This window comes from Pseudomonas sp. EA_65y_Pfl2_P78 (assembly GCF_963970495.1).
Taxonomy (GTDB): domain Bacteria; phylum Pseudomonadota; class Gammaproteobacteria; order Pseudomonadales; family Pseudomonadaceae; genus Aquipseudomonas; species Aquipseudomonas baetica_A.
This window is the reverse complement of record NZ_CAXAON010000006.1, coordinates 148,794-162,698: the sequence shown is the minus strand read 5'-3', so window position 1 is coordinate 162,698 and position 13,905 is coordinate 148,794. Positions and strand designations below refer to the sequence as shown.

The window sequence follows — 13,905 nt, the reverse complement described above, 5'->3', positions numbered from 1 at the left end:
CCTATCCATCGAAATCTCCAAGATTGATATTCAGGCGCCCGAGGCGGTACAGCAGCGTGCGCCGAGGCAGGCCCAACTCACGGGCGGCGAGGGTCTGGTTGCCGTCGTTCTTGCGCAGGCAATCGAGCAACAACGAGCGCTCGACCTGCTCCATACGCTCGCGCAGATTCAGGCCGCTGTTGTCTTCGAACATGGGTTCCATGCGCAGGGAGAAATGCTCGGCCAGCAACTCGCCGCCCTCGCACAGCAGTACCGCACGCTCGACCAGGGCCTTGAGTTCACGGACGTTGCCGGGGAAGGTGTAACCGCACAGGTGTTCAAGTGCTTCTTCGGACCAGCACACCGGGTCACGCTGCAAGAAAGAGCAGGTCTTCTCGGCAAAATGGCGGGCCAGATCAAGAATGTCGCCTTCGCGCTGACGCAGGGCCGGCAGCACAATCGGAAATTGCGCGAGGCGGTAGTACAAGTCTTCGCGGAATTTGCCTTCGCTGACCAGCACCGCCAGATCACGGTGAGTCGCGGCAATGATGCGCACGTCGATCTTGTGCGTATCGTTGGAGCCTAGCGGACGAATCTCGCCTTCTTGCAACACGCGCAGGATTTTCGCCTGCAACGACAGCGGCATGTCGCCGATTTCGTCGAGCAACAGCGTGCCGCCATTGGCCGCGTCGAACAGCCCGGCGCGGTCGCGATCGGCACCGGTGAATGCACCTTTGCGATAGCCGAACAGCTCGCTTTCCAGCAGGCTCTCCGGGAATGCCGCGCAGTTCTGCACAATGAACGCTTGCGAACGGCGCGGGCCGCAATCGTGAATCGCTCGCGCAACCACTTCCTTGCCGGTGCCGGTTTCGCCGCGCAGCAGCACCGTGTAAGGGCTGTGCAGGACTTTGCTGATCAACGAGTAGGTCTGGCGCATCGCCGCGCTTTTGCCGATCAGCCCATAACCACTGATGCTCGGCACACTGCGCAACACCGGAGCCGAGACGTCCTGAGGTTGACGCAGGCGTTGCAGCAAGTGCAATTGGCCGAGTACGAACGAGCCGAGCTGGCCGAGCGAGTCGGCAAAGCCTTGCAGGTCGGTGCGATGGCGGCTGGCACACAGCAGCAAGCCTTCGACAGCCTTGTGCTGGTTGACCAGCGGCACGCACAGCAGCGACTGCCACGGCGCTGCCACGGCCGGCAGAAAACTGGTTTCGTGCAGGCTGGCGCTCAAATCGTCGAGGCACACCACGCGGTTCTGGCACAGCGCAAATTGCAGCAGTTGCTCACCGTTGTAGTCCGCCGGCAGGCTCGCCGCTTGACGCGGTTGCAGCGCGCCGTCGAGGTATTCGGCGTTCATGCCCAGGCAGGTGTGGGTGGCGTCGAGCAGATACAGTTGCGTCAGTTCGCAACCACTCAGCCCGGCCAGCCCACGCACAAAGTCACTCAATAGCGCAGCACCGTCCGCCGCCCGCGAAAGGCTGGCGAACTGCGCCAGCAACGCTTCGGCATAGACCAGCGGCTGCGGCACTTGAGTGAACATCACGCCCACCTCAGGCAAACTCGCACGTCACGCTGGCGTCGCCGTCGAGCGTGGCATGCACACGCTTGAGGCTTTCACCGGTGGCCATCGCATCGAGCAGACGATCCGCCACCAACGGCAGGACGTGCTGATCAAGCAAGTGGTCGATCAGACGCGCGCCGCTGTCGCTTTGGGTGCAGCGCTCGGACAAATGATCGACGAGATTCTGGCACCAGCTGAAATCCAGTTGACGACGGTTGAGTCGCTCGCCGAGACGACCGAGTTTGATCTCGATCAGCTCGCGCAGCACAGGGCCGCCGACCGGGTAGTACGGCACCACTTTCATCCGTGCCAGCAGCGCCGGTTTGAAGTGTTTGCTGAGTACCGGGCGAATGGTTTCTTCGAGCTGTTCGGCGGTTGGCCGCGCGCCGTCTTCGCAGAGGTCGCTGATACGGTCGCTGCCCAGGTTCGACGTCATCAGGATCAGCGTGTTACGGAAGTCGATCTCGCGCCCTTCGCCGTCATTGGCCACGCCTTTGTCGAAGATTTGGTAGAACAGGTTGAGTACGTCCGGGTCAGCCTTTTCAACTTCATCGAGCAGCACCACCGAGTACGGCTTCTGGCGCACGGCCTCGGTGAGCATGCCGCCTTCGCCGTAACCGACGTAGCCCGGTGGCGCACCGATCAGGCGCGAAACGGTGTGTTTCTCCTGGAACTCGGACATGTTGATGGTGGTGATAAACCGATCACCGCCGTACAACAGGTCGGCGAGGGCCAGCGCGGTTTCGGTTTTGCCGACGCCGCTCGGGCCGACCAGCAGGAACACGCCGACCGGTGCATCCGGTTTGTTCAGGCCAGCCGCGGTGGCACGCATCGAGCGATCCAGTGCGTGGACGGCTTGTTCCTGACCCCGGATGCGCGTGCGCAGGTCGGTGGCGAAACTGGCGACTTTGGCGTTGTGCTCACGGGCCAGTTGCGCCAAAGGTACGCCGGTCCAGGCGCTGATCACTTCAGCCACCAGACGCGGGCAGACTTCGAAGCTGACCAGACGCTCTTTGACCTGAGCGGCGGTCAATGCGCTGTGGGTTTCGTTGAGCTGGGCTTCCAGCGCTTCGACGCTTTGACCTTCCTCGACTTCAGCGGCGAGGGTTTCAATCACGGTGCCTTCGGCGTCTTCTTCGATGTTGACGGTCGGCTCGACGGCTGCGGCTTCACGGGCCTTGGCCAGTTGCTGACGCAGTTCCAGCAGGCGTTCGGCCAGTTGCTTCTGTTCAGTCCACAGGGCTTCCAGTGCAACCATTTCGTTTTCGGCTTCGTCCAGCCGCGCTTCCAGTGCCTCCAGCGCTTCGTGGTCGATCAGCAGACCGGCCTCGGCGTCGCGACGCAGGGCCTGGCGCTGACGGCCACCTTCAGCCAGTTCGCCACGCAGGCGCTCAAGGCTTTCCGGGGCGGCGGCGAGGCTGATGCGCACGCGGGCGCAAGCGGTGTCGAGAACATCGACGGCTTTGTCCGGCAGTTGCCGACCGGCCAGATAACGCGCGGACAACTCAGCAGCAGACACCACCGCGTCATCACGCAGGTAAATGCCGTGGCTCTTCTCGTAGACCTGAGCCAGACCCCGAAGGATGGTCACCGCTTCGCTGACGGTCGGTTCGTGCAGTTGCACCGGCTGGAAACGACGGGCCAGCGCCGGGTCTTTCTCGAAGTATTTCTTGTACTCGGCCCAAGTGGTCGCGGCGATGGTGCGCAACTCGCCACGCGCCAGCGCCGGTTTCAACAGGTTGGCCGCGTCGGAACCGCCGGCATTGCCGCCCGCGCCGATCAGCGTGTGAGCTTCGTCGATGAACAGAATGATTGGCTTCGGCGAGGCTTTGACCTCGTCGATCACGCCTTTGAGGCGACGCTCGAACTCACCTTTGACGCTGGCGCCGGCCTGCAACAGGCCCATGTCCAGCGACAGCAGCTCAACGCCTTTGAGCACTTGCGGCACTTCACCGGCAGCGATGCGCGAGGCCAGGCCTTCGACAATAGCGGTTTTACCGACACCGGCCTCACCAACGACGATCGGGTTGTTCTTGCGGCGACGGGCGAGGATGTCGACCATCTGACGGATCGCGCCGTCACGGCACAGCACCGGGTCGAGTTTGCCGTCGCGGGCCTGTTGGGTCAGGTTGTGGGTGAAGCGCTGCAACAGCGATTCGCCCTGAGCGGCCGGTTTGCCGTTGGCCGCCGGTTGCTCCTGTTGCGACAGGGCAAATTCTTTCAGGCGATCGATGTTCAATTTGGCGAGCAGCGGCTGATAACGGCTGCCGGCATAACGCATCGGGTTGCGCAGCAGCGCGAGGATCAGCGCGGCGTCTTCGACCTGGGTCTGGCCCAGTTCGAGGTTGGCCACGAGCAAGGCGTCTTGCAGCCATTGCACCAGTTCCGGGGCAAACACCGGGTTGCGCGAAGCGCTGTGTTCAACACGCGATTGCAGCGCGGCGCTGAGCTCACCGGCATCGACATCCGCGTCTTGCAACGCGCGGGCAAGCAACCCGTTCGGACGTTCCAGCAGGCCGAGCATCAAGTCTTCGACGAGGATCTTGCTGCCGCCACGGGCGACGCAACGCTCGGCCGAACGCTCCAGGTCACGACGGGTTTCGGCGTCCAGCGCCTGGATGAGTTGTTGCAGGTCTACGTTGATCATGGCTCACGTCCTTAATGAATTTTGCTGCCCAGGGTCACCACGCCGTCCGCTTTCTCGCGGCCCAGCCAACTGGTCCAACCGAGGCGACAGGCGTTCTGCTCACCGATGCGCAGTTCGCGGATTTCTTCCTGGCGCAAAACCAGGCGAATGTCGTAATCGAGCGGGTCACGCAGGGTGAACCGCACCAGCGCGCAGAGCGGCTGGTAACCGAAACCGATCGGCAGGAATTCATGGAATCGCTGCCAATCGAGTTGGGTGATGTGAATGCGGAATTTGCCGCTGCGGTCGCGCACGTGTTCGCCGAGCACCAGGTCTTCGCCGAGCATGCTGTTGGCGCGCCCCAGACGGTTGCGCTGCTCTTCGAGAATTTCCACGCGGCGTTCGATGCACTGCTCGATGACCAGGTCTTCGTGCTTGAAGTAGTAACGCAGCACGGCTTCGATCAGTGCCGCCGAGTGCGCCCGCAAGCTGAGCAGGCCAAGGTAAGGCAGCAGGCGTTTCCAGTTGAGTTCCTTGGCTTTGCGGATTTCTTCGCCGCCCAGACCGATCAACGCAAACAACTGCGACGAGAACGGGTCGATCGCGCCGCTCTGGAAACTCGCGCGGTAGCGGTACTTGCGCCAGATCGGCAGCATCAGCCGTTGCAGGCGATGGTGGAACAGATCGAGGAAGTTGCGCGTCGGGTTGCCGTCTTCGCTGTCGCCCAACGCCTGCTCACCGTAGAACGCCGGCAGCGGCGAACCGGAGCCGACCAGGCCGATCAGGTTGAAACGTACGCGCGCGCGCATCTGCCCGTGCTCTTCGAAAAACTCCACGCGATCGACATCGCTGCGCGGGAATCCGAGGCTCGGGTTGGCCTGGAATTCCACCTGATCGTACAAATCGTCTTCGCTCAGGTGCGGGTGTGCATCGCGCAGTCGGTCGATCACCAGCAGCACGGCCTGAAACAGCGAGTATTCGCGTATTACCCGGGTCAACCCGCTTAAAGCAGGGGTTGCAGACCCATACGTGGTGTCCATTGGTACACCTCTCCCTGTGTGCTTTTTACCCGCAGTTCATGGAATGAATTGAGACTGGCGTAAAGCGCGAAAAACTCGTTAAGAACGGAGGCGAAAACGAACAGGTCGCCTTCACCGATATACCCTTCCGGGTCGATGGTCAGTTCGGTGCGCAAACCGCGCACCGGCAGGCCACGGTGCAGCCGATCGACGTGGTGGTGCTTGATGTGCTTGAGACCACCGAGCAGGCGTTTGCTGACCTTCTCCGCGTGCTGGTCGTAGTAGCGCGGCAGGTCGTAGGTTTCCAGAATCACCTTCAACGCATTGACGTCGGCCAGCGACAGATAGTTAAGCGACATGTTGCTGATCAGCTTCCACAGGAAGTCACGGTTCAGCGGCGGCGCGAAACTCGAGGTGGCCGGGGTGATGTTGCGGAAACTCAAGAACTCCGGCGTCTCCTCGCAAGCCATGCAGATGTCGCCGAGCTTGAGCTTCTTCGGCAGGTTCTGGTTGGTGCACATCAGCTCGATCGACAGCGTTTCGTGGGCCTCGGTGTGGCGGATGCCGAAGCTCAGGTAAGTGTCGAGGCCGTCGTGCAGCAAGGATGAACGCTGGCGGATGCTGTAGTGCGGACGGCTGTTGGGCACGTCGAAACTCGGGTCGTGCTCAAACGATTCGAACGGCACGTACTCCTGATAACCGAGGCCGCCGGGCTTCCAGCCGGTCACGGTTTCCACCGAGAACACGCCGCAGTTTTCCAGATCGTATTCCGCCGGCAGCAGCAGGTACTCGTCCTGCTTGCCATCGAGGCGGATCGGCAGCGCGTCGTGTTCGAACAGGTTGACGATCGGCGTGCAGAACAGCTTCACGTTATCCAGCGTCGGGCGCATGCGCATGATCCCGCTCTTGCGGATATCAAAGCGCAGCTCCAGGCCGCGCATCTGCTTGAGGGTGTCTTCCGGCAACGCTTTGAGAATGTCCAGACCGTTGACGTCGACGAACAGGAACTTGTCCTGGAAGGCGAAATATTCCTGCAGGTAGCGATAGCCACGGAAGGTGTTCAGCGGATACGGAATCAACGCCTCTTCTTCGGCAAAGCCCACCGGTTTGACCCGGTCACCGGGAATCTTGAACGCCATCGGCTTGCCCGCCACGCCATCGATTGGCTTGCCGGCACCGTCGAGCGGGATCAGCTCAATGCCTTCGAGGTTGCGCAGCAGACTCAGGTACAGCATCTGGCTGATGTAGCGCTCGCCGGCAAAGTGCAGACGCAGTTTGCTCAGTTCCAACTCGCCGAGATGGCCATCGGCGCTCATCTCCAGACGCAGGCTGAGCAGCGAACCGTCGCCCTTTACCGAGTAGTTCAGCGCAGCCAGATCCAGCGGCAACACTTCGGTCGGGTAGCAAGTGCGGAAGCGGCAGCGCACGTCTTCGATCGGCTTGCTTTCCACCGGCGTATCGCGCTCGACCACCAGCGCCGGGCCCGAACGTTGAAGCGGATCAAACTGCAAAATGCTGAATGCCGGTAGCGGGCGCATGTAGTTCGGCCACAGCAGTTGCATCAGCGAATGGCTGAGCTCCGGCAGCTCGTCATCGAGCTTCTGGCGCAAGCGTCCGGTCAGGAACGCAAAGCCTTCGAGCAACCGCTCCACGTCCGGATCCCGCCCAGCCTGCCCCAGATACGGAGCCAGCGCCGGACTACGCTCGGCGAAACGGCGACCGAGTTGGCGCAGTGCGGTGAGTTCGCTTTGGTAGTAGTGGTTAAAGGACACGGGTTACCTGCCTGGTAGTGGATCGCATGAAAAACATCCTTTGGAGCACGATTGTCGTTGCGGACATACAGCGTCTCCTGGCGATGCGCTTCCGGGTGTTGATGGCCGAATGAAGGATCGTTTGCGCGACGCGCACGTAGATATTCATCGCTGTGCGGCTCCTTGTTTTTGCGGAGTGATCTCGACGCCCGTATACACATAGAGCTCTTCGCCGCCGTAGCCACCAATTGCTGCAGCGCTGAGTGGATGGCTATCCCGGGTACCATATCGAACCCAGCCTTCTGTCCACATCTGACCATTTTCGTGACGAATCTCCACGTAATAGTCGGGCGCTTCGTGCTTGGTGACCTCGACAAAAACCCCGCCATCCTCGGCGCCAATCCACAACGCATGGGGATGAGCGAAGAGCTTTGGTTCGGTCGAGCTTTCCATTCGCAACAGCAACGCGAAGCCGACCAGAATCGTCAGCAAACCGACCGAGCAGAGGAAAGCGGCAAGGCATTGCCACGCTCTTGATTTCATTGAGCCGTTCCCGCACAAAAACTTCATGGGCAGAAAGAACCATCAGTAATGACCCAAGCAATATTAGGGACCGCCCCCTTTTTCCAGAAAGCAAAAAACTTCATGTCATGACCCGAGCCAACAAAAACTTTTCAAACTTGCCAGCCAGCCATATCGCCAAAATAGTTAGCCCACCCGTTAAAACGCTGTAAGCGGCCGCGCGAACAGGATAAAGCGGCAACAGATAAACCAATATCAATGCAACCATTAGAAAAACAATGCTAACTTTCACCATTCGCTTTGGAATTACAGCAACAACTAAATTTACAAAAATAAACAGATAAAACACCATATACATGGCAATCCCGATGGAAGCACCACGCGAGGTAAGCCCACCAAATAAAACCTTGTACAGCGAAACACCATAGTAATTAACCACGACATAAATGACGCAGGCAAAAAAATGTACCAATAAACCCGCCGCTAGCCTCACCATCATCTTTTCCACTCTCCATACTTATCTACAGAGCCTTGCGTGATGGAGCTTCTTAACTTCTGATCGTATGTGCCAAGATAAACAGTACTGGTCACCACTTTCTCGCGATAGCCCATTCGCCCAGCAAATACTCTTACCGTTTCAGTGCGTAGTTCAAAATTTTCCGAAGCCCATAAAGCCCCACGTAGCACCATATAATTATCGTACTCATTGGTCTTGTCCTCCTTTGGGAATATAGGAATACCATCACCATATTTCATACCGGTTTCAACGGTTTTCTTAATGGCAGCTTCCAAAGACTTGGTTTCTTCCAGATATAAACGATATGTATCGGTCGCGAACGGTATTTGCCCAACCCCGTCAGCCCAATAGGGCTCACCATCAATCATGACCATTAAAAATTCGGCACCACCCTCAGAACTATTTTTCCAATCACCGGGCATTGTCGGGGCAAAGCTAATTGACATCCGGTCAATAATTGCAAATTTAATAATTTGCGACCAACTAAACTGCTTATAGGCATTGTAGGCATCTGTACTGGCAGTTTTAGACTCGGGGTTCACCCAAATTTTCTTCCGATAATTATCAGCCAACGGCTCAAACCACTGAATTGCTTCCGCATACAGTTTCTCAGCTTTCATGATCCTGAACTGAACATCTGGTGCATTCGGTTTTAGAGCAAAAAGAGGCACCCCATTTCCTCTGGTTATTAACCAGACGTGAGGCAATGGAAGCTGTTTCGGTTTTTTATCTTCACTCGGCGTAGTTTCGGCTTTGATTTTCAGTTCCGTTTTTCCATCGGAAGTCTCGAAAATGTGTGCAACGCCGTCGATGACAATAGAGGTTTCCACGCGATTACTCCGACGACACGTAGATGGTAACCATCTCGGCTTGTTTTCCAGTGGAGAAACACCCTGTGCCTCCAGCCGCCGATGAACATCCTGCTTTCTCTAAGCCACTGTCAGAAACCATTCTGTAATTGAGGTTTGCTACTGGTTGTCCGTCCGCTGTATGGAATGAAAAAACACGGTTGAAGACTCCAGGAATGACTAACGGCTCCGGCGGCACAAACGGCGCCGGCGAATGCGAATTGCCGATAATCACCGTGCCAGAACCGGCGGTGACCTTATTGCCATGAGAACCAACCGAACCTACCGTGGCCGCCGGTTTGCCATTGATCAGAACCGTGGTCGCCAGATCGCCAACCATCGCACCACCACACGCCGACGCATCGCCTTGGCGGGCGGCCGCGAGGCCGTCGAAGAACACGTCGCCGGAACCGGCGGCGATCGGGTTGGTGCCGTGGCCGGGGAGCGGGCAAGCGGTGGGGTCGGATACGCGTGCTGCGGGTTTGCCAGACATCGGGGATCTCCTTAGGTGACCTTCACTTGTCCGCTGCCATCCAGGCGCGCGGAAAAACTGACCTGACGCTTGAACCCTTCAACTTCCAGCAGGCCTTCGATACTGAAGGCCAGGCGCAGTTGATCGTGGTCACGCGGCAGGGAAATGACACGCACGTTGCTCAGGCGTGGCTCGTAGGCTTCGATGAAGCTTTCGATGGCCAGACGGGCCTGACTCAGGGAGTCGTGCAGGCTCAGACGCATGTCATTGAGATCGGGCAACCCGTAGTCGGACAGCGTTTGCACGCTGCCGGCCCGGGTGCTGAGCATTTTGGCCAGATGGGCAGCCACTGACGCCATGGCACAAGCCTCAAGGCTGTTGCCCTTGCGTAGTTGCGCATCGCCGTTGAGGCGTTCGAAAAGGCTGCCGTATCCGTCCATGAGTCGCTCTTACTCTTTGTCCAGCTTGCCAACCAGCGACAGGGTGAAATCGGCACCCATGTACTTGAAGTGCGGACGCACGTTCAAGCTCACGCGGTACCAGCCCGGCTCGCCTTCAACGTCGCTGACGATCACTTGCGCAGCGCGCAGCGGACGACGGCCACGCACTTCGGCGCTCGGGTTTTCCTGGTCGGCCACGTACTGACGGATCCACTTGTTGAGTTCCAGCTCGAGGTCGGTACGTTCTTTCCACGAACCGAGTTGCTCGCGCTGCAGCACTTTCAGGTAGTGAGCCAGGCGGTTGACGATCATCATGTATGGCAGTTGGGTGCCGAGCTTGTAGTTCAGCTCTGCAGCCTTGCCTTCTGCGCTGATGCCGAAGAACTTCGGCTTCTGCACCGAGCTTGCGGAGAAGAACGCCGCGTTGTCGGAGCCCTTGCGCATGGTCAGGGAGATGAAGCCTTCCTCGGCCAGTTCGTATTCACGACGGTCGGAAACCAGAACTTCCGTAGGAATCTTGGTTTCGATTTCGCCCATGCTTTCGAAATGGTGCAGAGGCAGGTCTTCAACAGCACCACCGCTCTGTGGGCCGATGATGTTCGGGCACCAGCGGAATTTGGCGAAGCTGTCGGTCAGCTTGGTGCCAAACGCGTAGGCCGTGTTGCCCCACAGGTAGTGCTCGTGGCTGTTGGCAACGGTTTCCTTGTACACGAACGATTTGACCGGGTTTTCTTCCGGGTCGTACGGGTTACGCAGCAGGAAACGCGGCACGGTCAGGCCAACGTAGCGGGAGTCTTCCGAAGTACGGAAGCTCTGCCATTTGGCGAATTGCGGGCCTTCGAAGTGGTCTTTCAGATCTTTCAGATCCGGCAGGCCGGTGAAGCTTTCCAGGCCGAAGAATTTCGGGCCGGCCGCAGCGATGAACGGCGCGTGGGACATGCACGAAACGCTGGCCACGTACTGCATCAGCTTCACGTCTGGCGAGCTTGGGGACATGTAGTAGTTGGCGATGATCGCGCCAACCGGCTGACCACCGAACTGGCCGTATTCTGCGGTGTAGATGTGCTTGTACAGGCCCGACTGCATGACTTCCGGCGAATCTTCGAAATCGTCCAGCAGGTCTTCTTTGGAGACGTTGAGGATTTCGATCTTGATGTTTTCGCGGAAGTTGGTGCGGTCGACCAGCAGTTGCAGACCACGCCACGACGATTCCAGAGCCTGGAAGTCCGGGTGGTGCAGGATTTCGTCCATCTGACGGCTGAGCTTGGCATCGATCTCGGCGATCATGCGGTCAACCATGGCCTTCTTGACTGGCTCACCGTTGTTCTGCGGCTTGAGCAGTTCTTCGATGAACGCCGACACGCCGCGTTTGGCGATGTCGTAGGCTTCGTCGTCCGGCGTCAGACGGGTTTCGGCGATGATGCTGTCGAGAATGCTGTATTCGCCGTTCTCGGCGCTCTTCTCTTGTGCTGCGCTAGTGCTCATTGTGTTGGCTTCCTTGGCTTGAGTCTCAGGCGTCCGGGGCTGCGGCGTTCAAGCCCAGCTCACCGAGTACGCGACCGCGGGATTCGTCGTCGGCGAGCACGCCTTCGATGGCTTTACGGAACGCAGGTGCGTTACCCAGCGGGCCCTTGAGGGCCACCAGCGCATCGCGCAGTTCCATCAGTTTTTTCAGCTCAGGCACTTGCTCGACCAGGCTGGCCGGGTTGAAGTCCTTCATCGAATTGACGCGCAGTTGCACAGCCAGCTCGTCGGCCTCGCCATCTTCCTGAAGACGGTTCGGCACGCTCAGCGTCAGACCCAGTTCTTGCTTGGCCAACACTTCGTCGAAGGTCATCTTGTCGATGCTGATCGGCTTGCGATCTTCGATTTTGCGATCGTCCTTGCGGTGGGTGTAGTCACCGATTGCCAGCAGTTTCAGCGGCAGTTCAATCTCTTCCTGAGCACCGCCGGTGGCGGGTTTGAAGGTGACGTTGATGCGTTCCTTGGGGGCTACCGAGCCTTCTTTGGCCATGGCTTTTCTCCTTGCGGTTGTGGCCCTGGGGCCTATTCGAGTACCACTTCGAGATCGAGGTGGCACAGCCTGCGATAAATCTCTTCCTTGCGTTCACGCACTGCATGGTTCTGCGGTAACAACTCGCAGCAACTGTGCAGCAGGTGCAGCACTTCCAATGCAAGATCGGGCTCCCAGGCGTGCAGGCCTGAGTCCTGTAATGTCTGATCGAGGGTTTCGAGCTGGTTCTTGGCCAGTTCGTATTTCTTGGCCATGAAGCACAGGCGGGCGAGCGCGAACTGCCAGAAGAAGCGCTCGCGTCCGCCGTGGGCCGATTGCAGTCCTTGCTTGAGGATCTGCACGGCAGGCTTCAAGCCTTCCTTGCGCAGCAGTGGCAGCACCTCTTCGAGGGCTTTTTCCCAGGCTGGCTGGGTTTCGACGTTCTCGCTCTCGACCTTGCGCGGTGCACTGGCGCTTTGCAGATGCGGCATGACATTGGCGGCGATCCACGCCCGGGTGGACGGATCGGCAAACGGCGCACCGTCATGGAAACGCAACTCGACAATGCCAGGCAGACGCTGAACCAAAAGCGCGAAGTGGATTTCCACTTCGCGCATTGCCAACTCGGCGTTGAGGTTCTGGAGACATTCCCAGACCATTCGCTGGCCATCGAACCAGAACGGTGCCTTCGCCAGGCTCGCCTCCAGTTCCACCAGCAAGTCGGCGTATTTGCCCTGATCGAAACGGTCCTGGTAGAGCTTGAGTTTTTCCAGTGGCAGACCACGCAACACGGTGATCTGTTCGGCGTTGCGCTCCGGTACCGCGTCGATGGTCATCCACAGCAGCGTGCGATTCAGGCGCAAGGCGCGCAGGTCAGTGGCCTTCTGTTTGAGCCACCAGGCGCACAGTGGCCGCGCGCTGTCCTGCTGGGCGCGCAAGGCTTTGTGAGCGTCTCTTTCGTTGTCAATCGGTGCGCCGGGCGTGAGCAACTGGCTCGCGGCCTGTTTGACCTGTGCCACCGCAGCGCCCACCACACCAGGGGCTGGCTGGTTGTCCGCGGCACGCTGGATCATGGTTTTCAGGCGGCGGGAGAGCGGCAGCAGCAGCGGCGCATCATCACCCAGATGTTCGGTGCAGGCAGCGTCGAGGCCAGCCAGATGCTCGGAGAGCTGCCGGAACATCGGCAACTGCTCTTTGATCGCGATGTTTTCGGTGATGACCTGCTCAAGACGCGGCACCAGCCAGCCAATGGCGGCGGCACGGGTGCGGGGTTTGAGCGGGTGAACGTCGGCCCAGTTGTTTTCCGACAGATGGTGCAGAAGACCGAGGCCGGCCAGCAGCCCGGGGAAGGATTCGCGCTGATACAGCGACCAGGTGAGCCAGGCGCCGACACGCAAATCCTTGGATTGGGTACGCAGAAGGTTTTCGCTGTTTTCGCGAATTTTCAGCCAGTCGATCTGCCCGCTTTCGTGCATCGACGAGGCTTTGGCCAGCTCGCTTTCCAGTGCCTCGAATTCGCTCGAAAAACGAACGTCTTCGCCCGCGAAATTCTCTTTGGAAACAGAGACTTTAGCGAGTTCGAGGTAATGGGCGGAAAGTTTGCTTGAGTAGGACATCCATGGCCTTTAATTGGGATTACAGTCGTGCGCCTATTGGAGTTTCAGGAGCGCTGGACAGTATCGAAGAGCAGTGACATGACTCATCCTATTGAGTGTGTGCTCTTTCAAGTGGGCGCATCGTACTCACGATGATGGCCACTAGCAAGCATCTGATTAAACAACAAGACGAAGTGTTCATTGGTGCTTGTAAGAGATCGCCCTATATGGGACAGGGGATTCCCTGATACCGCTTTAAATTCTCCGCGTTTGCCCAGCACCCTCCAAACCATTGATCCAGAGCATCCAGTGAAGTCAGGCCACTTCATTTCGAACGACCGTCCCAATAAGTGGCGTTAAGCATGACAAAATTTATAAAAAATAAAAGTAGGATTCTTCCGAAATCCAATCGACCTCTATAAACAATTTACCGCCGACAACATCCATCAATAAAAGTGCCATCAATTTGATGGCATTTCACTTTCTGAAAGTTTCACAGGGGCGGCAATACTGTACATCAGTGCCAACTCAATAATTATCGAAGCTCCCTCCTAAGTCTTCTCCTTCAATTTACCCCGC

General features: G+C 58.4%; 12 protein-coding genes. All 12 read right to left on the bottom strand.

The features are described 5' to 3' along the window. Position 1: 1 nt before the first annotated feature. A complete protein-coding gene (locus AACY02_RS08360; protein ID WP_339431527.1) occupies positions 2 to 1,522 on the bottom strand; it encodes a sigma-54 interaction domain-containing protein in 1,521 nt (506 codons plus the stop codon). 10 nt (positions 1,523 to 1,532) lie between these two features. After that, the gene (tssH, locus tag AACY02_RS08355) at positions 1,533 to 4,190 is read right to left on the bottom strand and encodes a type VI secretion system ATPase TssH (RefSeq protein ID WP_339431526.1); all 2,658 of its coding nucleotides are present in this window, start codon (positions 4,188 to 4,190) and stop codon (positions 1,533 to 1,535) included. Positions 4,191 to 4,201: 11 nt separating this feature from the next. Further along, positions 4,202 to 5,209 carry a type VI secretion system baseplate subunit TssG gene (tssG, locus tag AACY02_RS08350; protein WP_221734226.1) on the bottom strand — a complete coding sequence of 336 codons (1,008 nt, stop codon included), beginning with the start codon at positions 5,207 to 5,209 and terminating at the stop codon, positions 4,202 to 4,204. Next, entirely contained in the window at positions 5,173 to 6,960 is a 1,788-nt protein-coding gene (tssF, locus tag AACY02_RS08345) for a type VI secretion system baseplate subunit TssF (RefSeq protein WP_339431525.1), read from the bottom strand. The genes tssG and tssF overlap by 37 nt, the downstream gene beginning before the upstream one ends. Positions 6,961 to 7,104: 144 nt before the next feature. Next, on the bottom strand, positions 7,105 to 7,482 hold the full coding sequence (locus AACY02_RS08340; RefSeq protein WP_336347569.1) for a hypothetical protein: 378 nt from the start codon (positions 7,480 to 7,482) through the stop codon (positions 7,105 to 7,107). A gap of 100 nt (positions 7,483 to 7,582) precedes the next feature. Continuing rightward, positions 7,583 to 7,960, bottom strand: coding sequence for a hypothetical protein (locus tag AACY02_RS08335; protein ID WP_336347657.1), 378 nt, complete (start codon positions 7,958 to 7,960; stop codon positions 7,583 to 7,585). Continuing rightward, the gene (locus AACY02_RS08330; RefSeq protein WP_339431524.1) at positions 7,957 to 8,808 is read right to left on the bottom strand and encodes a hypothetical protein; all 852 of its coding nucleotides are present in this window, start codon (positions 8,806 to 8,808) and stop codon (positions 7,957 to 7,959) included. The genes AACY02_RS08335 and AACY02_RS08330 overlap by 4 nt, the downstream gene beginning before the upstream one ends. A gap of 4 nt (positions 8,809 to 8,812) precedes the next feature. Beyond that, complete coding sequence (locus AACY02_RS08325) at positions 8,813 to 9,319, bottom strand: PAAR domain-containing protein (RefSeq protein ID WP_095137725.1); 507 nt, start codon at positions 9,317 to 9,319, stop codon at positions 8,813 to 8,815. A gap of 11 nt (positions 9,320 to 9,330) precedes the next feature. Next, positions 9,331 to 9,738: a type VI secretion system baseplate subunit TssE gene (gene tssE, locus AACY02_RS08320; protein WP_339431523.1), complete on the bottom strand. Its 408-nt coding sequence runs from the start codon at positions 9,736 to 9,738 to the stop codon at positions 9,331 to 9,333. 9 nt (positions 9,739 to 9,747) lie between these two features. Next, on the bottom strand, positions 9,748 to 11,223 hold the full coding sequence (gene tssC, locus AACY02_RS08315; RefSeq protein ID WP_025112673.1) for a type VI secretion system contractile sheath large subunit: 1,476 nt from the start codon (positions 11,221 to 11,223) through the stop codon (positions 9,748 to 9,750). Positions 11,224 to 11,248: 25 nt separating this feature from the next. Continuing rightward, on the bottom strand, positions 11,249 to 11,752 hold the full coding sequence (gene tssB / locus AACY02_RS08310; RefSeq protein WP_003229587.1) for a type VI secretion system contractile sheath small subunit: 504 nt from the start codon (positions 11,750 to 11,752) through the stop codon (positions 11,249 to 11,251). Positions 11,753 to 11,784: 32 nt separating this feature from the next. Next, complete coding sequence (tssA, locus tag AACY02_RS08305) at positions 11,785 to 13,347, bottom strand: type VI secretion system protein TssA (RefSeq protein ID WP_339431522.1); 1,563 nt, start codon at positions 13,345 to 13,347, stop codon at positions 11,785 to 11,787. Positions 13,348 to 13,905 lie beyond the last annotated feature (558 nt).

Coding starts and splice junctions, on each gene's coding strand:
- tssA (WP_339431522.1), bottom strand. CDS start 13,347: ATGTCCTACTCAAGCAAACTTTCCGCCCATTACCTCGAACTCGCTAAA.
- AACY02_RS08360 (WP_339431527.1), bottom strand. CDS start 1,522: ATGTTCACTCAAGTGCCGCAGCCGCTGGTCTATGCCGAAGCGTTGCTG.
- tssE (WP_339431523.1), bottom strand. CDS start 9,738: ATGGACGGATACGGCAGCCTTTTCGAACGCCTCAACGGCGATGCGCAA.
- tssB (WP_003229587.1), bottom strand. CDS start 11,752: ATGGCCAAAGAAGGCTCGGTAGCCCCCAAGGAACGCATCAACGTCACC.
- AACY02_RS08335 (WP_336347657.1), bottom strand. CDS start 7,960: ATGATGGTGAGGCTAGCGGCGGGTTTATTGGTACATTTTTTTGCCTGC.
- tssG (WP_221734226.1), bottom strand. CDS start 5,209: ATGGACACCACGTATGGGTCTGCAACCCCTGCTTTAAGCGGGTTGACC.
- AACY02_RS08325 (WP_095137725.1), bottom strand. CDS start 9,319: ATGTCTGGCAAACCCGCAGCACGCGTATCCGACCCCACCGCTTGCCCG.
- tssH (WP_339431526.1), bottom strand. CDS start 4,190: ATGATCAACGTAGACCTGCAACAACTCATCCAGGCGCTGGACGCCGAA.
- tssC (WP_025112673.1), bottom strand. CDS start 11,223: ATGAGCACTAGCGCAGCACAAGAGAAGAGCGCCGAGAACGGCGAATAC.
- AACY02_RS08340 (WP_336347569.1), bottom strand. CDS start 7,482: ATGAAATCAAGAGCGTGGCAATGCCTTGCCGCTTTCCTCTGCTCGGTC.